This window comes from Nostoc sp. KVJ3 (assembly GCF_026127265.1).
Taxonomy (GTDB): domain Bacteria; phylum Cyanobacteriota; class Cyanobacteriia; order Cyanobacteriales; family Nostocaceae; genus Nostoc.
Genome location: NZ_WWFG01000002.1, coordinates 1154332 through 1172957, shown reverse-complemented (window position 1 = coordinate 1172957; position 18626 = coordinate 1154332). Strand labels below are relative to the sequence as shown.

General features: G+C 39.6%; 20 protein-coding genes, 1 pseudogene and 1 CRISPR repeat array. Of the genes and pseudogenes, 13 read left to right on the top strand and 8 right to left on the bottom strand.

Annotated elements, in window-relative coordinates; all coding sequences use genetic code 11:
• The first annotated feature begins 288 nt into the window (after positions 1-288).
• The 4 genes from GTQ43_RS21100 (at position 289) to GTQ43_RS21085 (ending at position 2802) form a co-directional block, all read left to right on the top strand.
• Positions 289-609 (top strand): 2Fe-2S iron-sulfur cluster-binding protein, encoded by a 321-nt coding sequence (locus GTQ43_RS21100; protein ID WP_265274694.1) that lies wholly within the window; start codon positions 289-291, stop codon positions 607-609.
• Between the two features lie 148 nt (positions 610-757).
• The gene (locus GTQ43_RS21095; RefSeq protein ID WP_265274693.1) at positions 758-940 is read left to right on the top strand and encodes a hypothetical protein; all 183 of its coding nucleotides are present in this window, start codon (positions 758-760) and stop codon (positions 938-940) included.
• A 133-nt stretch (positions 941-1073) separates the two neighbouring features.
• Positions 1074-2138 carry a DUF3326 domain-containing protein gene (locus tag GTQ43_RS21090; protein WP_265274692.1) on the top strand — a complete coding sequence of 355 codons (1065 nt, stop codon included), beginning with the start codon at positions 1074-1076 and terminating at the stop codon, positions 2136-2138.
• 61 nt (positions 2139-2199) lie between these two features.
• Positions 2200-2802: a CPBP family intramembrane glutamic endopeptidase gene (locus GTQ43_RS21085; protein ID WP_265274691.1), complete on the top strand. Its 603-nt coding sequence runs from the start codon at positions 2200-2202 to the stop codon at positions 2800-2802.
• Positions 2803-2935: 133 nt separating this feature from the next.
• On the opposite strand, the gene GTQ43_RS21080 is transcribed toward GTQ43_RS21085, so the two are convergent.
• The 6 genes and pseudogenes from GTQ43_RS21080 to GTQ43_RS21055 form a co-directional block, all read right to left on the bottom strand.
• Positions 2936-3061, bottom strand: a complete 126-nt coding sequence (locus GTQ43_RS21080; protein ID WP_265274690.1) for a hypothetical protein — start codon at positions 3059-3061, stop codon at positions 2936-2938.
• A gap of 215 nt (positions 3062-3276) precedes the next feature.
• Positions 3277-6260: direct repeats of the CRISPR family, unit length 37 nt; unit sequence GTTTCAATCCCTAATAGGGATTTTTATGAATTGCAAT.
• Positions 6261-6527: 267 nt separating this feature from the next.
• Positions 6528-6815: a CRISPR-associated endonuclease Cas2 gene (gene cas2 / locus GTQ43_RS21075; RefSeq protein WP_265274689.1), complete on the bottom strand. Its 288-nt coding sequence runs from the start codon at positions 6813-6815 to the stop codon at positions 6528-6530.
• Positions 6816-6822: 7 nt separating this feature from the next.
• Positions 6823-7827, bottom strand: a complete 1005-nt coding sequence (gene cas1d, locus GTQ43_RS21070) for a type I-D CRISPR-associated endonuclease Cas1d (protein WP_265274688.1) — start codon at positions 7825-7827, stop codon at positions 6823-6825.
• A gap of 408 nt (positions 7828-8235) precedes the next feature.
• Positions 8236-8775, bottom strand: a pseudogene (cas4, locus tag GTQ43_RS21065) (CRISPR-associated protein Cas4); the annotation flags it as partial.
• 806 nt (positions 8776-9581) lie between these two features.
• Positions 9582-9794 (bottom strand): hypothetical protein, encoded by a 213-nt coding sequence (locus GTQ43_RS21060; protein ID WP_265274125.1) that lies wholly within the window; start codon positions 9792-9794, stop codon positions 9582-9584.
• Positions 9795-9887: 93 nt separating this feature from the next.
• A complete protein-coding gene (locus GTQ43_RS21055) occupies positions 9888-10490 on the bottom strand; it encodes a hypothetical protein (RefSeq protein ID WP_265274127.1) in 603 nt (200 codons plus the stop codon).
• Between the two features lie 151 nt (positions 10491-10641).
• Between GTQ43_RS21055 and GTQ43_RS21050 the strand changes: the two genes are divergently transcribed.
• Positions 10642-10848, top strand: a complete 207-nt coding sequence (locus tag GTQ43_RS21050; RefSeq protein WP_265274129.1) for a hypothetical protein — start codon at positions 10642-10644, stop codon at positions 10846-10848.
• Between the two features lie 82 nt (positions 10849-10930).
• Here GTQ43_RS21050 and GTQ43_RS21045 read toward each other — a convergent pair whose 3' ends face one another.
• Entirely contained in the window at positions 10931-11113 is a 183-nt protein-coding gene (locus GTQ43_RS21045) for a ribbon-helix-helix domain-containing protein (RefSeq protein ID WP_265274130.1), read from the bottom strand.
• Positions 11114-11313: 200 nt separating this feature from the next.
• On the opposite strand from GTQ43_RS21045, the gene GTQ43_RS21040 reads away from it, so the two are divergent.
• The 8 genes from GTQ43_RS21040 to GTQ43_RS21005 all read left to right on the top strand — a co-directional run bounded on the left by GTQ43_RS21040 (position 11314) and on the right by GTQ43_RS21005 (position 18181).
• Entirely contained in the window at positions 11314-11781 is a 468-nt protein-coding gene (locus tag GTQ43_RS21040) for a hypothetical protein (RefSeq protein WP_265274131.1), read from the top strand.
• An 87-nt stretch (positions 11782-11868) separates the two neighbouring features.
• A complete protein-coding gene (locus GTQ43_RS21035) occupies positions 11869-12783 on the top strand; it encodes a hypothetical protein (protein WP_265274132.1) in 915 nt (304 codons plus the stop codon).
• A 316-nt stretch (positions 12784-13099) separates the two neighbouring features.
• Complete coding sequence (locus GTQ43_RS21030; protein ID WP_265274133.1) at positions 13100-13246, top strand: hypothetical protein; 147 nt, start codon at positions 13100-13102, stop codon at positions 13244-13246.
• A 275-nt stretch (positions 13247-13521) separates the two neighbouring features.
• On the top strand, positions 13522-14478 hold the full coding sequence (locus tag GTQ43_RS21025; protein WP_265274134.1) for a hypothetical protein: 957 nt from the start codon (positions 13522-13524) through the stop codon (positions 14476-14478).
• Positions 14479-14658: a hypothetical protein gene (locus GTQ43_RS21020; RefSeq protein ID WP_265274135.1), complete on the top strand. Its 180-nt coding sequence runs from the start codon at positions 14479-14481 to the stop codon at positions 14656-14658.
• A gap of 630 nt (positions 14659-15288) precedes the next feature.
• On the top strand, positions 15289-16734 hold the full coding sequence (locus GTQ43_RS21015) for a hypothetical protein (protein ID WP_265274687.1): 1446 nt from the start codon (positions 15289-15291) through the stop codon (positions 16732-16734).
• Positions 16735-16828: 94 nt separating this feature from the next.
• The gene (locus GTQ43_RS21010) at positions 16829-17365 is read left to right on the top strand and encodes a hypothetical protein (RefSeq protein ID WP_265274686.1); all 537 of its coding nucleotides are present in this window, start codon (positions 16829-16831) and stop codon (positions 17363-17365) included.
• Positions 17366-17371: 6 nt separating this feature from the next.
• Positions 17372-18181, top strand: a complete 810-nt coding sequence (locus tag GTQ43_RS21005) for a Rho termination factor N-terminal domain-containing protein (protein WP_265274139.1) — start codon at positions 17372-17374, stop codon at positions 18179-18181.
• A gap of 154 nt (positions 18182-18335) precedes the next feature.
• On the opposite strand, the gene GTQ43_RS21000 is transcribed toward GTQ43_RS21005, so the two are convergent.
• Positions 18336-18608, bottom strand: coding sequence for a hypothetical protein (locus GTQ43_RS21000; RefSeq protein WP_265274685.1), 273 nt, complete (start codon positions 18606-18608; stop codon positions 18336-18338).
• Positions 18609-18626: the final 18 nt, after the last annotated feature.

Sequence of the window (18626 nt, the reverse complement as noted above, 5' to 3'; positions counted from 1 at the left end):
TAACTTCACTCCAAATATTTAACCAAACACCGTTTAAGTGTGTATCATCACTTCCCTAGTTTTAAAAGCATTCAACCTCACAAGTCTTTACAAATAGAATTAACAGGAAGTGAATCTCCTTACTTTAAGTTTTTTGTCTAGCAAGGACTTATAATTATCACTGTATAACTATTTTTCCCGATCGGACTCTTTGAAAATAATTCTCTTTTCGTCTTTATTAACTTGGTAATGTGCTTATTTATCAGATAAGATAATTTATTTGTCCTCTGTGTCACACTTCCTTTGTATATGTCCAAAACTTACACCGTAGAAATTAATCACCAAGGCAAAATTCATACTTTGCAAGTTCCCGAAGATGAAACGATCTTATCAGTTGCCGATGCTGCTGGTTTGGAACTGCCGAGTTCTTGCAATGCTGGTGTTTGTACAACTTGCGCCGGTCAACTATCTGAGGGAACTGTGAATCAAGCTGATGGTATGGGCGTTAGTCCAGATTTACAAAAGCAAGGTTACTTATTGCTTTGCGTTGCCAAACCCCTTTCTGATTTGAAACTTGAGACGGAAAAGGAAGACATCGTTTATCAGTTACAATTTGGCAAAGACAAATAATCTGTGAACAGTTATCAGTATATCGGAGAATTATTCATAACTGAATAACTGTTCGCTGAATATTACCAAATCCGATCGATAACATAAGTATTTCATCGCAACGCACATCAGCTATTCTATAAACTACAAATCAACAGGATTTACCAAGATGACAACTCATTTTATTACCGCAGAAATTGATTTACAAGAAACTCCCGCAGAATTACTAGAAGTAATTGAAACAGAGTTGAAGAAACAAGGCGAACCCCTCCGTTGGGCTGTTACCTCTGTAGATGTTGACGAACAAAAAGCGACAGTTGAAGCCGTGGTGACTACAGTCAGTGCTGAGTAGGGAGTAGGGAGTAGGGGAGGCAGGGGAGGCAGGGGAGGCAGGGGAGGCAGGGGAGGCAGGGGGAACAGAGGAGTACAAGAAGAATAGTAATGCCCAATGCCCAATGCCCAATGCCCAATTCCCAATTGCAAATATGCATCCATACACAGCTATCTTAATTGTACCAACTGGCGTTGGGGCTGCCATTGGCGGTTATGCAGGAGATGCTTTACCTGTTGCTAGAGTTATAGCACAGGTTTGCGATCGCCTCATTACTCACCCCAATGTCCTGAATGGCGCAAGTTTGTACTGGAATCTCCGTAATGCTTTCTATGTTGAAGGTTACGGGCTTGACAAATTCGCCTCTGGATGCTGGGGGTTACGTCCAGTCCGTAACAATAAGGTAGGTTTGCTTTTAGACCAAGGTATTGAGCCAGAGTTACGGCTACGACATATACAAGCCGCCGATGCAGTTAGAGCAACCCTCGGATTGACTTTAACAGATTATGTAATTACTGATGCACCGTTGAATGTAGAACTACGGACTACAGCATCGGGAGCTAGTTGGGGAACAATTGGCAACCCGGATAGTTTATTACGGGCGGCTGAGATATTAATAAAAAAAGCGGGTGCAGAAGCGATCGCAGTTGTTGCGCGTTTCCCTGATGATATGGATGAGGAAGCAGTACAAAAATACCGCCACGGTGAAGGCGTTGATCCTTTAGCGGGTGCAGAAGCTGTAATTAGCCATTTGCTAGTGCGAACCTTTCAAATTCCTTGCGCTCATTCTCCCGCCCTTTTGAGCGAACCTCCACAACCTGATTTATCTCCCCGTTCCGCCGCCGAAGAATTGGGTTATACCTTTTTGCCCTGTGTTCTTGTAGGATTAAGTCGTGCCCCACAATTTATAATAGAAAAAGGAGCGAGTGCATCAGAGAAAGGAGATATTTGGGTAGATGAAGTCGATGCTGCGATCGCACCTGCGAATGCTTGTGGTAGCAGTGCTTTACTTAGTTTAAGCCAAAGACGATGCCAAATAATTACAGTAGAAGAAAATAAAACTCTAATCGAAGTTCCTCCTCAACCGTTGGGAATCAAAGTTATACAGGTAAACTCATATTTAGAAGCAGTAGGTGTATTAGTAGCACACAAAGCGGGCATCAACCCCTCCGCTCTCCGTCCCAAATTATTACCTTTGCAGCCAGTAATTAAAAGTTAGGAGTTAGGAGTTATTTCTCTCTTGTCCCTTCCCCCTTGCCCCCTTCCCCCTTAAAAAACCCGTGGTTGAACAACAAAAACAAGAGCCAGAAATTCCATATTTGACACGTGTCCAAGTACTTGGGGCGATGGGAGCGACTGCAATCATTTTGTTGATAGTCGCCAAACTTTCGTTGCACTTTGGCAACTTTTCCCTATTTTCCTGGAAGTGGGACGAGAAGGATTTGCTGTTAGGTGTAGGATTGGGATTGGTCATTACTGCCTTAAGTGGCTTAACTTATCGCCTTTGGACTGCCTATCGAAAAAGTGCAGATTATTATCTAGAAGTAGTACTCAAGCCTTTAACTTTGCCCGACTTAATTTGGCTGGGGTTGCTACCGGGTTTAAGTGAAGAATTGTTATTTCGAGGTGTAATGCTGTCAGCTTTAGGCTTGGATAACCTAGCTGTTATTATATCCAGTCTTTGCTTTGGCATCTTGCATCTTAGCGGTTCCCAACAATGGCCTTATGTGATTTGGGCAACAATTGTCGGCATGATATTGGCATATAGTGCCTTGTTGACAGGCAACTTATTAGTGCCGATTGTCGCTCACATGATTACCAATTGGATTTCTAGCTATTTCTGGAAAATGTGGCAATTGCGGCAATTAAAAAATAAACTTTGAGCTTGTAGGAATTAGTGCGTAAGCGTAGCCCAAACCAGGCATCGCGCCCAATAAAATAGCGGTAAGCTTGGTAAGGTAGAAAAATGACTTGTGCGATCGCAGTTGCTTGTTAATACTACAATGACTATGACGATTAATCAGTTAAATGCGATGGCCTAATTCTCCATCGGATCTTCGCATCCAATGCCAAGCGATCGCAACTTGTCGCGTACTGAATCAGCATCAACACCGCAGTAATAAAATCGCTATAGATTGTCATTGCGAATGAAGTGAAGCGGAATGAATGAAGCAATCGCTCTCCATATTTGTAATGTGGAAGTATCAGAGTCCAGTCATTGCGAATGAAGTGAAGCGGAATGAAGCAATCGCAAAGTCTAGATACTGCGATTGCTTCGCTCCATTTCATTACGCTCGCAATGACAGCTTATATTTTTACATATTTGGGATCCTCCCGCCCAAAGAGCGATCGCAAGTGTTTCAATCCCTAATAGGGATTTTTATGAATTGCAATGAAGGTACTGAATATCCTACGGGTAGCTTAGTTATGTTTCAATCCCTAATAGGGATTTTTATGAATTGCAATGTGACTGGTTCACCGACGAACTCAGCGATGGCGTTTCAATCCCTAATAGGGATTTTTATGAATTGCAATGTGGCATATTGTGCCTACTGGGAAGCGCACTTTTTTGTTTCAATCCCTAATAGGGATTTTTATGAATTGCAATAAAGTACTCAAAAACATAACTGCTATCAAACGTTTCAATCCCTAATAGGGATTTTTATGAATTGCAATAAATAGATTTCAAGCAGGTGAATCTATAGTTAGGTTTCAATCCCTAATAGGGATTTTTATGAATTGCAATTAGATAAATTAGTTAAAGGATTATTTACTATAGTTGGAGTTTCAATCCCTAATAGGGATTTTTATGAATTGCAATCTAAGTTGTTTGGTGTGCGATCGCGGCAACACCTGTTTCAATCCCTAATAGGGATTTTTATGAATTGCAATAAAAATGCGCCTAGTTTCCCTGAAATTTATCCCGTTTCAATCCCTAATAGGGATTTTTATGAATTGCAATTAATTTTAGCTATTTTAGCATGCTTGTAGGTGAAAGTTTCAATCCCTAATAGGGATTTTTATGAATTGCAATCCAACTCCTGATCAGCCTCACTGGTTTTGCCATCGTTTCAATCCCTAATAGGGATTTTTATGAATTGCAATCCAAGTATTATTAGATTAGCAGCATCTTATAGTCCTGTTTCAATCCCTAATAGGGATTTTTATGAATTGCAATTATGCCTTCCCGCGCATGGCAAAATGCTATTTTTAGTTTCAATCCCTAATAGGGATTTTTATGAATTGCAATTTGTTTTCTCCCTACATTGCAAATACATGATTCCAGTTTCAATCCCTAATAGGGATTTTTATGAATTGCAATCCATCTCTTTCTGCTTGGCGGCCGTCTCTTCAGCGTTTCAATCCCTAATAGGGATTTTTATGAATTGCAATATCGCGCATTCCACTTGCAACTCACATCCCCTATGGTTTCAATCCCTAATAGGGATTTTTATGAATTGCAATATGCCGTAAAGCCTTGCAGCAGCACGTCCGTGATGTTTCAATCCCTAATAGGGATTTTTATGAATTGCAATAGTGCTTTTCGAGGTGTCAGGGCTGTCCGCCACTGTTTCAATCCCTAATAGGGATTTTTATGAATTGCAATTAGTTCCATGTTGTTTTAGCTGTAATTCAAGCAAGGTTTCAATCCCTAATAGGGATTTTTATGAATTGCAATTGATTAAAAGGGCGGTTATTACTTTAACGGAAAGTTTCAATCCCTAATAGGGATTTTTATGAATTGCAATCTTGTACTTGCTAGCGTATTCTTGAGGAGTCGTGTTTCAATCCCTAATAGGGATTTTTATGAATTGCAATTCCTGCTTCGGGCTATCCTGTTACCACTGTTCTGTGGTTTCAATCCCTAATAGGGATTTTTATGAATTGCAATTTGGAGTCATGGCAATGTAATTTAATATACCTAGCGTTTCAATCCCTAATAGGGATTTTTATGAATTGCAATTTGTGGAATAATCATTTCTTTTGTAGGATTATATTCGTTTCAATCCCTAATAGGGATTTTTATGAATTGCAATTCCATACATGGTAAGTGTTTCAAGCCATGAGAAAGATTATATTCGTTTCAATCCCTAATAGGGATTTTTATGAATTGCAATCTGTCGTAATCTTTGCCAATGTATCTAATTTAAAAGGTTTCAATCCCTAATAGGGATTTTTATGAATTGCAATTTGATAGTACTGCTACTCAATCGAATGAGTGCCCGTTTCAATCCCTAATAGGGATTTTTATGAATTGCAATTCAAACTCGTATGGATACGCAATGTCCAATACGATGTCTGTTTCAATCCCTAATAGGGATTTTTATGAATTGCAATTTGAAGAGTATTTTAGGTATCATCCTGTTACCAGTTTCAATCCCTAATAGGGATTTTTATGAATTGCAATTTTGTTAATGCGTTCGTATTCTTGGTGGATATACTGTTTCAATCCCTAATAGGGATTTTTATGAATTGCAATTTGAGGTAAAGGGGTCAAATGCTAGGTTATGGGTGTTTCAATCCCTAATAGGGATTTTTATGAATTGCAATATCCCTCACGATCTTCTCATGATCTTAATTCATTATGTTTCAATCCCTAATAGGGATTTTTATGAATTGCAATTTTCTCATTTTATACCTCCTCAAGTTTCGGATCAGGTTTCAATCCCTAATAGGGATTTTTATGAATTGCAATTGCGTTGGTAAGTCGCACCCCTTAGATAATTAGTTTCAATCCCTAATAGGGATTTTTATGAATTGCAATCAGGAAGCTGAACATTTGTTTTACTTCCAGAAGCTTTGTTTCAATCCCTAATAGGGATTTTTATGAATTGCAATGAGTTAAAAAGTCAGATCCATGTATAGGCATAAAGTTTCAATCCCTAATAGGGATTTTTATGAATTGCAATATATTCTTTCGAGTCTGTGGTTTGCAAGATACACTTGTTTCAATCCCTAATAGGGATTTTTATGAATTGCAATCGGGATTAGCTACCGACGCAGGAATTCCGGCAAAGTTTCAATCCCTAATAGGGATTTTTATGAATTGCAATGCGAAGGCGAAGGAGTAGGAAATGGAGATGGATTAGGTTTCAATCCCTAATAGGGATTTTTATGAATTGCAATAAAACATCGTATTAAGAACAGACTCGGAACTTTTGTTTCAATCCCTAATAGGGATTTTTATGAATTGCAATCTTTCTTTGATTGAGCAACCTGCTGATGCGGCTGGGTTTCAATCCCTAATAGGGATTTTTATGAATTGCAATTTTGGATTGGATGATATTAGCTAGTCTTACTCTCGTTTCAATCCCTAATAGGGATTTTTATGAATTGCAATAGCAGGAGGCTGGAACCCAAGCTGTATTTAGTTTTCAAGGTGCAGTTTCGCGTTTCAAGGGCAATCATAGCATTAGAGAATTCATTTGGAAAGAGCGCCAGGAAAATTTAAAGGCTGAAATCGTCTTTTGATAAGCATTTCAGAGGTTGCGCGGATGAGGATTAGGCAATAATGGGTTGAAAGCCTTGCTGGAGTTGGGATACAAGCACTTTTTTGATGCTGTAGAATTTGTACACCTACCCTTCCGCGCATTTGAAATGCAAAAACCTAGCTAGAAGCAGACTCAGCAAAGAAAATTGTTTCGTCTCGTGGCTGTTCTCCTCCAATACGTTCGATTTTTCTCTGACAACAGCCACAGAGAAAATAAAAGCGCACGCTGTCGGTGTCGGGTTTAATCAATTTGGCTAAACGCGATCGCAGTTTAGCATACTGAGTGGGAGTAACATCGCACTCAAACACACTCAGTTGCATCCATTGTCCGTAAGACTTGAGAATGGAATGGATTTTAGTCCGACGCTTATCTTCTGGAATGTCGTAGCTGACAACAATATACATGGGAAAGTTATTTGAGAACTAAGGGGGGATATTTATCGATTTCGTTCATGAGGTACTTACTTAATAACCTCGCCTGAATTTCAAAGGATTCTTGGTAGGTGCATTTGTTTCCCATGACTGGATGTTTGAAAGTCGATAGTTTCTTTTGTTGGTAAGCGCTAAGAAATGTACGCAGTCCTTCTTTGGTTAAATTTACGGCACCACTGAGCGGTTCGGTGGTAAAGTCAGCTAACGTGAGCGATCGCTTGTTAATCAGCGACAATACTACAGCATCCACTATTAAAGGACGAAATTCTTCCATCAAGTCTAAGGCTAGGGAAGGTCTACCATAACGCTCAACGTGCAAGTATCCTAGATAAGGATCGAAGCCAACAATATTTAAAGCACTTTGCACATCATGACGTAGTAATGAATATCCAAGACTCAGTAGGGCGTTAACTGGATCGGTTGGTGGGCGGCGGCGTCTGGCTTCAAATCGGAATTCTGGGGTTTTAATTAGGTGTTGAAAGCAACCAAAATAGGCTGCACTACCAGCACCTTCTAAGCCTCTGAGGGAATCAATATTGTTAGTGTTTTCGATTGGTGCGATCGCGTTTTCCAATCGAGTGATGTTATTATTCAGGTCAACATCAGGATGTTCTCGCTGAGTGCGAAGTAAGCTATGGCGGTAATTTTTCAATTTACCGCGCACAAATCCTCTGACTAAATGTATTGCGTGTTGTGATTCTCCTATAGCTTGCCATTGGGCTTTCCGAACAAAGATATTTTTGGTAACTTCTGGTTCTAAACGCCCTAAATATCGTCCGTTTTCTGTGAGAAATGTTAAACAAATGTGACGATCTAAAAGTTCACTTACAACTGATGGGGAAACGGTAGCCCTTCCTAGTACTACAATTCCCTCTATTTTAATTAAAGGGATATCTAAGATTGTTTTTTGTTCAGCTTTGACAGTGAGACGTTCGTCTAGTTTGCCAATAAAAGCGTCAGTTTGTGTTACGTAAACTGTTCCCATGATTTCATCCTTAATTAATTGAAAGTTATTAAACTCAATACGCCATCAGATTAGAGTAGCCAATGGTGTATAGACAAGTCGAATTACCCCCCTTAATCCCCCCGATATATTGGGGGGAAACAGGAAATTTAGTTCTCTCCCCTTTATAAGGGGAGGGTATACACACATCTCTGTAGAAACCCAAAATCCTTGGAGATCCCCCTAAATCCCCCTTAAAAAGGGGGACTTTAAGAGACTTTTGCCCCCCAATTTATCGGGGGGTTGGGGGGATCAAAAGCCTATGAGGCCACTCTCAAAGACTTGTGTGTACACCGTAGCCTTTATAAGGGGAGGGTTAGGGAGGGGTAAAACTTACGCTTAAACCCAGATGATTAAACTAGTAGTAAATTTTATTAGCCAAGATAATGTTCAAAAATTAACTTCTTGATAACTTTTGACCTTATCAGTTGCTTTGGGCAAACATTGCGAATAAAGACTGCATCCTTGGCAGCGTTTGCTGTAAACTGGTTTTGGCATTGCTCCGGTTTCTAAGAGATTTGTGACAGATTGAATAGTAGCGATCGCACTTTGTCGTAATTCTGCATTAATCTCTACTAATTGCCGTTGATGGGAGTGAGCATAATAAATATATCCAGTAGTAACAGGTTGTCCTGTCATCTCTTCTAAACATAAGGCTTGGGCGCAAACTTGCAATTCATCGTTATCCCATTCGCCTTTGCGTCCCCGTTTGTATTCCACTGGATAAACTTGACCTGATTCGGCTTCAATTAAATCAGATTTGCCGATGAGTTTGTATTGCTCAGACTTCAGCCAAATCGCCCGAATCTGCCAAGTTTCTCCTCGCTGTCCATCGCCTGTTGTGTGGACGCGATCGTGTAAAGTTGTGCCTTCAATTGTGTATTGATTATCGGTAAACTCTCCTGCACAAAACATCCGCCAACAGCGATGATGTCTTGAAACAACGTATTATCAACACTTTCAGCCTTAACATTCCTAAAAATGCTCATTTAATGCTCAAAGCACTCATTTTAAGTACAAAATACCCTATTTTGGTAACTTACGTCACTTAGTATCGATGCTCAACTGATGCTCATTTGAATAATAAGCAAAATGGTGGCGATCGCCAAAACCGCAATAACTTACACTTATCTATTGTTGATATATAAGTAAAAAGTTACCGATCGCCCATATCGTAATAACAAACACTTATCATTCACCTACACATAAGAAAACACCCTACTTTTTACAGTAAGGTGTAATTTTTGCTTATGCGTTGTAAATTATGTGGAAAGTGCGTTAATCGTCAACAAGTGCTAGCTCGCCGTGAAGAAAAAATGAATTATCAAGAGGATATTTTCTCCAATCACCTTGACGAGATAATCTATACTCACCATCTTCCTTATCAGCCAAATATCGTATAGCTTTGTCCATGAACATTTTAAAGTGTTGATACTGTGGACAGTCTTTGCATTTCATTATTGCAAGCTGATGTTTTGGGTCGCTTGCGTAATTATGGTTTATTGCCAACGTGTGCCCTTTGTATCGGAAGAATATTATTTGCATCTATTTAGCCTCTTCCTTGATTTTTACTTCTTTGTGCTGTGGTAACTTACTAATCGCTCTCTCCTCTATCTCTTCCGCATAAAACCATCGTTTCTCGTGAGTGAGAGTATTTTCGCACCAATACGATGTATTGGCACAGTGAATACTTCTCACTATAAACACATAGGTATTGTGAATAAATTTTTTGCCTATCATTTTATTTCCCTCCCAAACACATCTTTTTTGATTTCATCAAAACACAGCAAAAATTCATTGCCCTTATCGACCTGTATCTCACCCGTAAATGAGTAAGTATCTGAGAGTATTAGGAAGTTTTTATATACTCTCAATATCTGTCTATTTTGCCCCCAATAATGTATATATTTACCTGGTCGTAAATCGCTTTCTCTTGGTTTTCGTGCCATTGATACCTCTTTTTAAAACTGACACTTTTTCTGTCATAAATAATGACACTTTTTTTGACACTTTAAGTGTCACTTCTGTGGAAGGGTGTATGCCTACCTCTTCAGTGGATTTGAGAAGTACTTATTACCATCACCATAAGCCTCTAATATCTCATTGCACTTGATAGCGTGTTTCACCACGTCAGGGTGACTTGCAGCGAATGTTTTAGCAATTGCTACTTTCTCAGTTTTGATGCTTTGTAGCTCGTTACGTATTGATGCCAGACGTGTTTCAAGCATCTTTACCTCATCTTGTAGCTTGTTTTCTTTCGTAGTGAGTGCAGTAAGGTTTGATGTGTTAATGAGGGTGAGAGATGTGGGTGGCTTTTCCTGTGCTTGTGAATATCCTGCAAGAGTATGCATAAACTTGCGGATACCGAGCTTAAGGAACTGTGCTGCAACATCAGGATTGTCTCTCACTATCCAGTCAGCAATGATATCTTCAGTTAACAAGTTGTGGGCTTGTGTCCCTCCCCTAGTCTGTATTTCAGCTGTTTTCATCTCCTTGAAGTTGTGGGCTTTGACTCTCTTGCTAATAGCCTGTTGAGATAAACCTGACATTCTCGCATAGCTGCTAATAGAGGCGAATGCTTCACCACTAATATTGTCGATGTAAATTTCTAGCCCGTCGTTGTTGTAAGCTACTAAGTTTGTCATTGTGTTTCATCCTATGTAGTGTGTTGTCAGCAGTTTAGCGACATACTGAGGTCGTGTGTACAAATATTGCGCGGTGATGCATTTTAACTACTTAGTGGGAATGCTCTATGGGTAACAACGATGTTGCATCTACCACTACCAGGCAAGTTATATGCCACTTACTAAAGCAAATATGCAGCCAGACCCAAGAGAATTGCTAGAGGCACGGAAGGATTTTTTAATAAGGGAAATATCTTTCGGGCTTGGTGATAAAAACCTTCTTAGCCTTGTTAACTGTTTTGAAGGAATTCATGAAAAATCTATAGACAAAAACAGAGAAGCTTATTTTGATTTCTTGCTCAAGGTAATTGGAAGTTAGTCTACATCTGATATTTTCTTCACAGCGTCAATTGTTGGCGCTTTTTTATTGGGTAGTTTCAAGACTTGCCCAGGTCAACTATTTATTCTTTAGAGCTAGTGTCAATGTTTATCGGATAGCCGCGTTCTTTTAAGTATTTCATTATCACAAATGCAGCTTGTGCCGACCTAGTTCTAAATTCAAGTTGTGCTTGTTCATCCAAAAATCCTATTACTTCCTTGTCTAGAGTCACTTGAATGCGTTCGTTGTTTTTTGAGATGGTCATGATGTCACCCTGGGGTCAACACCAATATATTGATTGAGAATAAGGCAATCGTTGTAAAAATAGCCACCGTGGTGTCACGGTAATGTCACCTCCGATGTGTCTTTTTGAATTAAGTAATGAAACTGAGGTCATGGTGATGTCACCGTGGCTATATTGTTCTCACGAGAGAAAAAACACCACACACTCTCCTGAAGGTAAAAATGCCAAGATTAACATTCAAAGGACTATCTGAAGACTTACTAAAGGATTACAGCATCACACTATCTAAGACTACTACTGCCTATAAAGTAGAATTTCCCTGTGGCAAGGTAACAACATTAAGCACCTTGCAGTCAGTTGTAGAGGAAGTTAGTGAATATCAAGCATCAAAGATAAAAGAGGAAAATGCAGATAAAGCTATAGATGCGGAAGATAGTGTAGAACCTCTATCCGATGCCGAGTTAATTGATGTCATTCACTGGATGCGGCTAGAGAATCAAATGTTGGATGACATCGAAGATGACGAATATAACACCGAAGAGCGTGCTGCTATTCAATCTGAAAACGAACCATTGATAGAAGGTGCTATGGATTGGGATTACGAACTAAATACTGAGTACTGGGAACCCATGGCACCTATTGAAGTTTTCTACTGGGATACCGAAAAAAGAACACTTACAGAGGTTTGATACCCTCTTTTGGAAAGTGACATAAATAATGACACTTTAAATGACAGATTTTTTGACATAAATAATGACACTTTCAAAAATACACCTATGCAGCGATATCGAGATATTCAGAACGCACTTAAAAATTTGCGTACTCAAGGTGCTACTTTGCAATGCCGACTTGATAGCGATTACTCAATACTTAAAAGTGAATTAGAACGGCTAGAAGCTTGTGTAGTGGTAGATGCAAATAGCCCGTCAATACAACCGGTGAGATTCAACACAAGTGGCATCACAGTGTCAGATGTAAACGAAACAACAGTAACTTGTGGTATCAACGGCGAATATCGTATCCTGCCTTGCTACTGGGATCATGAAAGAGATACTGCAATCACAAAACATAAGGAAGTAGTGATACTTCAAAATAGCAGTGATATCTCCTCAAACTCGCCAGTACTACGCGATAAGGATATGTGCAAAATTGAAATAATAGGGGATGAAAAAGGAAGCTACCAAGCATTCCCTATGACATCACTACAAGGATATGCACAATGGCTTTACCCTACAGAAGCTACCAAATATTACACTATTAAGGCAAAGCTTTCACCATACGACACTAAAAGCTATCAGATAGTAGTAGATAAAGACCGTCAAACACCTATGCACGTTGTATCCCAGGATGTATGCGTATGTACTTTGTACGACGATGTAAAGTGTGGTATCACAAGGTATTTTCCATCTATTGCACAATTCACATATATAGGCGGCAAATGGCTATACAGCAATAGACATGGTGATATTCAGTGGATAAGTATTATTCAAGCTGTAAAGAAAGTACACTTCCCAGTAGGCTGCATAGTACACCTGCAAAGCGATATAGGACTCGTAGGTAAGATTGACACTTATCGTATAGACAAGCTGTTCTATAGCGGATTGCTTCTAATGGCACACTGCACAAACGAACGTACAAACAACGTGCAAATAATTCCACTGGTGCAACTTCATTTACCACGGCAACGATAATAATGAGAGTACAAATAGTATTGATGATACTCTTTACAGCAATATTGACAACATACAAGAGGGACAGCAATGATGCGTATTTCAGCCAGAGAACAATGCCAGAGACTTGGAACGATTCTACATTACACCGGGAATGTACACGACGATAATGCTCTCATGAATTACATGCTTTGTTACTGCTTAAAAAAGACACTTAAAACACGACAAAACGACTATTTACGAGTATGGTTTAGCTTGCGAAACTGGGAACATGGTCTTATGTCGTATGGTGAGTTGGCATATAACTTACAGGCACTTATCAACCTAGACAAGAAGTATGCATAACACCACTAAAACGCAACTTATCAAAGACATAGAACGGGACGCTAAAGAGTTAAATATCAAGGTAGATATCAATCTCAATAGCTTACCTACGTCCCAAGTAGAGCAACTATCACAAGCCTTCAAGGATGCTAAAAAATAGGACTACAACGATGCAAAAACTTAGCACTGCCCAAGAAATTATCGAGATAGAACACATTGTTTACAGAAGATTGACGGATGTATTTTGCCAAACAAACACCCTACTTTTTACTCGACTATCTTTCGGTAAGAGGTATCGGGTGCGAAAAGTACACATCACATCTGACATGGGTTGTGTAGTTCAATTCACACTCATCAATTAACTAAACCGTGACAACCGTGATGGTATGCCACACGACACACAAACACTTTACAAACAACAAGGAATTACGACAAATGGCTAACGCACCTTTAGACGCTTACATCGGCTTCGGACAAGTTTCATTTGACAACGACGGTAAGCTTTGGGCTTGCCTGACAACGAACAATAAACAAGCAGGGGATAGGGAAAAGTACAACTTCACAGGTACAGAATTCACGATCCAAGGAAGTGCATTTGCTGGGATGATCGATGGTGAAAATTATTGGCTCATCAGCACTCTTGCAAGCGGAAGCTGTAATCCCAAGGGTGGTATTTTTGAGTTTAAGGTATGGAAGCAGGGCGAGGGTGGTGCTAAGGGTAGCTTTGATAAAGCAGCAGGTGAAGCTCAAGCCTTGCAATGGCAAAAAGATGGATGTAATGCTGCTATCGAAGTAAGCGGCATTCCTGCCTTAAAAACCTTTGTAAAGGTACTGCATGAATTGAAGATTATTGCTACAAATGAAACTCGCGAAATCGTGGCACGGCTCAATATCACAGATGAGCAATGCCCTGCCTTAGAGGAAGCACTTGCAGTTTTTTGGGCATACCTTATCGGTAATGAAGGTAATACACCTGATGAGGGTACACCCGCCTACGAAGCAGCATTGCTAATCAACGATGCCGGACTGATGTCGCTCCCAGCGCTTTCGCCTGAAATGCTGCCTAATGTGCCAAGAAAGAATGTAATGGGCAAGATTACAGGACACAAGGTAGAGTGCTTCCCATTCACTGGCAATCTCCCATCCTACGATGCAATCACTGTAGCGTTGCCGAAAAAAGAAGAAAAGAAGAGCGGTAAAGGTAGTTGGGGCAGCAGTGGTGGTGTTGACCCAACAAAGGTATTGGAAGCACGTCAGGCATTCATCATAAAAAACTTCAATGAAGCGGGTTTAACGACAAATGCAACGACATTAAAAGATGTGTTTGACGTGGCATCCCTGAAGGATGGTAAATTGTTTCTCGATTTTCTAGCAGTAGTAATGGGCAAATAAATGGATGCAATTACTGAATCGCTTAAGTGGTTATTGCTTGCCGAAACCTCTCTAGCAAGGGCAATAGAGGTTTCTGATTTGAGTAAAGTAGATACTTTAATACTTCAGGGAATACTGCAAAGTGTTAGCTATCAATCACAGGTAATCGAGAGAGTAATAGGGTACAAATCTCGTAGTTGATACCCTTGCAAACAAAAGTGTCACTTTATCTGACAAATATTTTGACACTTTTTTTGACATAAATAATGACACTTTCTAAAACATACCTATCAACGATGATTACAACACACAACGACAATTTACGAGTAGCCCTAAAAGCTGAAGAATGCATTGAGGGGCTTGTTATCGAACGTGATATGCAAACAGGTACTTGGCACTGGCATTACCAAGACCTGAACTCACACACACTTTATAGCTGTTCTGATGGGTTCTCTACTTCACTCGATACACTGATACACTTTACTGCTTACATTTGTGAGGAATTTAAGGCAAAATGACAACACAAACACCAGACTCACCACACTTCGAAAACTTTGAATTCTGCTTATCTACACTCAAAAACTTAGGCTACAGAGGAGACTTGCTTAACAGCAAGAGAACATATCAATATCTCAGAAGCCTAATGGTAGATATGGAATGCCAACAGCCACGCAGGGGATACGATAAGCTATGGCAGATAATGCAGCCAGCTACACAACAAAGCAAATATCTGATACTGCTTAGATGGCAGTTATCAATGATAGTCGCAACAATTGTATACAACTCTGATATCGAGAAAGATTGTAAATTCCCATCATGCGAGATGTAGATATGAGTGAAAAGACAGAGGGCTACAAGAAGCAAATCGCTAAGACGATATTCAGCGGAAGTAAGCAACAGCAAAAGATATCTGAGATATTAAAACAAATGGAAGCGGATAAAGAACTCACTGATGACGAGAAATTACTTATTGAGTCACAAGTTACTCAGATAAATATCCCACTTGCAAGCAACGATAATAACGAGAGTGAGAGCAGTAAGAAGTCAGAGAGGTTGTTTCCCAAGTACGACCTTGATGATGATTTCAAACTTCCTTGTGGTGTCAAAGAGTTTGGATTTGATGAAAATTGCAACGACATTGCAAGGCAGTACGGGCGGTGGCTTAGGGATGTCTATCTGCCAACATTTGTACAAATGCCTGACAGCGAGCATCAGTACCCTATAGCAGTGTCATTGATGCTCCTAAATTGTCAGTGTGTTTCATCGAAAAAGATGGATATCCCAATACCCTATTTTTTGGGTAATCGGGGGAGTGGAAAGACAGAACTCAGCAAAAGTATCAGGCAGCACTATCCTGACCATCTGACACTTCAATTCATGCCAGCCGATACGGGGGCGAGTATATGTGAACGCCTTGATAATAGTTTCAGGGGCAGTGAAGTGAGTCTAGCGGTATTTGACAACTTTAATCCTTCGATATTTGTTGTTAAGGCAATGGACTTCTATCAAGTGCTGCTTGCTACGAACAAAGAAGATAGCATCAGGCGAAAGAGCGCTGCATCGAACGACGAAGGTAAATCAGAGTATCAAACATACTGCTACAAAGTACTTACGAGCGTATTCGATTTAGCTTCCGAAGGAAAGGTAGAGTTTGGTGAAATGTACCGTCGTATGCTTACTCTCAAGTTTAAAAATGGTACTCCCATGGCTAAACGTATAGCCTATGACTGGGAAGCACAACAAAGAATATTTCAACGCATCTGGGGTGAAGCTGAGATGCCAAACATCAAACGTATTTATGCCAAGGCATTAAGAGATATGGTACGACTTTCACCTAACGAGATACCCAATGAGATACCATCCGAGCAATGGGCATACTGTATAGTGCCGATTGCAGTAGGTAACTATTGTGGGATATGGGAAAGCGTAGAAGATGGAATAGCTCATTTTGCAAGACATTTCAAATACCTGAAGGGTGATAACAGTGGCGTAGGTAGTATGCTCTCAAAAGTACTTACGAAGTACATCAAGGAAGAATTGCCAAAAGTAGCCGCAAATAATAGGAGCAACCGATATGCATCAGAAGCATCAAAGCTTATTGATGTAGAGATACCACAAGATTCACTAAAAAAAGAAATTGCATCACGTATGAGCTTCGATGTTGGTAGGCGTGATATGGATGAAATAATTATGCTAATGGCAAACTTCGGCTATACCTACGAACGACTAGGTACTGCAATGGGATTTATCAAGCAACAGTCACTCAAAAAAGAGTAGGCATAGGTATCTCTAGAAGTGTCACTTTTTTTGACAAAAATAATGTCAATTAAAGTGACAGATAAAATGACACTTTCTAAAGTAAGGGTATGCAATGAAAACTAGCCAACAATACTCAAAAGTTAAACGAGTCTACTACGACATTGAGTCAGGACTGAGAAGTGAAGTAAGACAAAGCAAAGAACAAACTTGTTTTGACTCAACAGCAGAATTCAATTGCTACAAAATGATATCGAACTACTTTGACAAAGCATTATTCGACATTGATGTTCATAGTACTTTAGACTTCGGCAGTATTCGGTGGAAAGTAGATTTTCAAATAACAGCAAGACGTAATCAGCCTATTGCTAATGCAGTACTGGCAGAGTTAGTAAACACTTTTCATGACACAACTCACACGTCGTTAGCACAGGTATTTATTGAGTACAAAGGGGTACAGGACAACAACTTCATTAGTAAAATGTCTCAGTTGTCTTCTATTACTCCAATGTTCGCAAAAACAATAATACTCGTATCAGATCACAATACAGCCTTCGGATGTTATGACAACAACCGCAAGCGCTTTTATATGCATCCAATTGTTAGCAGTAACTTATTAGAATCAACCCTACGCCAAATAGTGCAAGGATAAAAAGTCATGAAGGAAGAAGTAAATTATCCCCACATCGGACAATTTCACTGGCAATATTTTCAACAGCAAGGTGGTAAACGAAATGTAGCAGTATCCTCTACCGTGCCAAGAGTAGAAATGATGTTAGACAGTGGGATGGTAAAAGAGTTCAGTGACAAAAAAAGAGAACATTGTTACTCAGTACTGTTTGATAGCAAGTACGTATTCGAGTACTTCTATCAGAAGATAGTAGTGAATATGGGATGGGAAAACAACGGGCGGATTGATATTAAGGTATTAAGATGCTTTCTCGATGACTTCTTATTGCACTGTGAATCAAAATGCAGTAGTAGAGAACAACAAAGCATTGAAGCGCAAGCGCTGGCATTATCGCAGCAATTTCCACATAAAAGCTTTGAACAGTGGAAGCAAGAGTTAATAGGCGATATTAAGCAACAATGGGTAGGAGATTTTGATGAAGACAACAATAGGGAAATGTCGTTGGGGGAACAAGACATTGCGGCGGACGATACTGCTATCAAACTTGTATCAGATGAGAAGGAAGAAGATGTAGCTAATCTAGGGAATAGGGCTGAATGGCTGGGAGAAGGCATAGACGATGATGCTGATGAATGCGAAATATTTGACGGTGATAACGATATACCGTCGAATGAATTCTGGGAACAAGTAAATAAAGGCAACAAAGGGGAAGCAAGTATTAGCGATAGAAGTATTAGGGAACTCAAGAAAATTGCCACTGACCTTAAAATAAAGGGCTATAGCAATATGAAAAAAGATGAACTAATAGCAGCAATAGAATTAAACAGCAACAAATAACGCAATATCAATACTTTCAGCAACATCACAGGTTCAATACTTGTGGTGTTTTTTTATTGGGGTATACCTCTCTAGAAAAGTGACAAAAAAAATGACACTTTTTATGTCATTTTTTCTGTCACAATAAGTGACACTTTTAAAAACAGGTATATCACTACAAGCTTATCTTTGTTTCTACTCTTACAAGACGTTCTCTCACTTCTGATATATCGTGCTGTATATCGTCAAGGATACGGCTGTTATTTTGGCTATTAGACTTCAGGCTCGTTAAATCGTATGCCATTGCCTCATCTCTCCTTTCTTGCTGTCTAGCAAGCTCTTGTCGATGTTTTCTGCTATCTATCATTTCCTTAAGAAGTAACATTGATAGAGGTATTCCTATTGTTAACAATGTTGCCATAAATTCACCTGCGAGATGTTTGTCCATTTTATTTTTACTCTCATT

Bases quoted from the DNA above. Each gene is read 5' to 3' on its own strand.
- GTQ43_RS21100 (WP_265274694.1), top strand. From the start codon at position 289: ATGTCCAAAACTTACACCGTAGAAATTAATCACCAAGGCAAAATTCAT.
- GTQ43_RS21095 (WP_265274693.1), top strand. From the start codon at position 758: ATGACAACTCATTTTATTACCGCAGAAATTGATTTACAAGAAACTCCC.
- GTQ43_RS21090 (WP_265274692.1), top strand. From the start codon at position 1,074: ATGCATCCATACACAGCTATCTTAATTGTACCAACTGGCGTTGGGGCT.
- GTQ43_RS21080 (WP_265274690.1), bottom strand. From the start codon at position 3,061: ATGACAATCTATAGCGATTTTATTACTGCGGTGTTGATGCTGATTCAG.
- cas2 (WP_265274689.1), bottom strand. From the start codon at position 6,815: ATGTATATTGTTGTCAGCTACGACATTCCAGAAGATAAGCGTCGGACT.
- cas1d (WP_265274688.1), bottom strand. From the start codon at position 7,827: ATGGGAACAGTTTACGTAACACAAACTGACGCTTTTATTGGCAAACTA.
- GTQ43_RS21060 (WP_265274125.1), bottom strand. From the start codon at position 9,794: ATGGCACGAAAACCAAGAGAAAGCGATTTACGACCAGGTAAATATATA.
- GTQ43_RS21055 (WP_265274127.1), bottom strand. From the start codon at position 10,490: ATGACAAACTTAGTAGCTTACAACAACGACGGGCTAGAAATTTACATC.
- GTQ43_RS21050 (WP_265274129.1), top strand. From the start codon at position 10,642: ATGCCACTTACTAAAGCAAATATGCAGCCAGACCCAAGAGAATTGCTA.
- GTQ43_RS21045 (WP_265274130.1), bottom strand. From the start codon at position 11,113: ATGACCATCTCAAAAAACAACGAACGCATTCAAGTGACTCTAGACAAG.
- GTQ43_RS21040 (WP_265274131.1), top strand. From the start codon at position 11,314: ATGCCAAGATTAACATTCAAAGGACTATCTGAAGACTTACTAAAGGAT.
- GTQ43_RS21035 (WP_265274132.1), top strand. From the start codon at position 11,869: ATGCAGCGATATCGAGATATTCAGAACGCACTTAAAAATTTGCGTACT.
- GTQ43_RS21030 (WP_265274133.1), top strand. From the start codon at position 13,100: ATGCATAACACCACTAAAACGCAACTTATCAAAGACATAGAACGGGAC.
- GTQ43_RS21025 (WP_265274134.1), top strand. From the start codon at position 13,522: ATGGCTAACGCACCTTTAGACGCTTACATCGGCTTCGGACAAGTTTCA.
- GTQ43_RS21020 (WP_265274135.1), top strand. From the start codon at position 14,479: ATGGATGCAATTACTGAATCGCTTAAGTGGTTATTGCTTGCCGAAACC.
- GTQ43_RS21015 (WP_265274687.1), top strand. From the start codon at position 15,289: ATGAGTGAAAAGACAGAGGGCTACAAGAAGCAAATCGCTAAGACGATA.
- GTQ43_RS21010 (WP_265274686.1), top strand. From the start codon at position 16,829: ATGAAAACTAGCCAACAATACTCAAAAGTTAAACGAGTCTACTACGAC.
- GTQ43_RS21005 (WP_265274139.1), top strand. From the start codon at position 17,372: ATGAAGGAAGAAGTAAATTATCCCCACATCGGACAATTTCACTGGCAA.
- GTQ43_RS21000 (WP_265274685.1), bottom strand. From the start codon at position 18,608: ATGGACAAACATCTCGCAGGTGAATTTATGGCAACATTGTTAACAATA.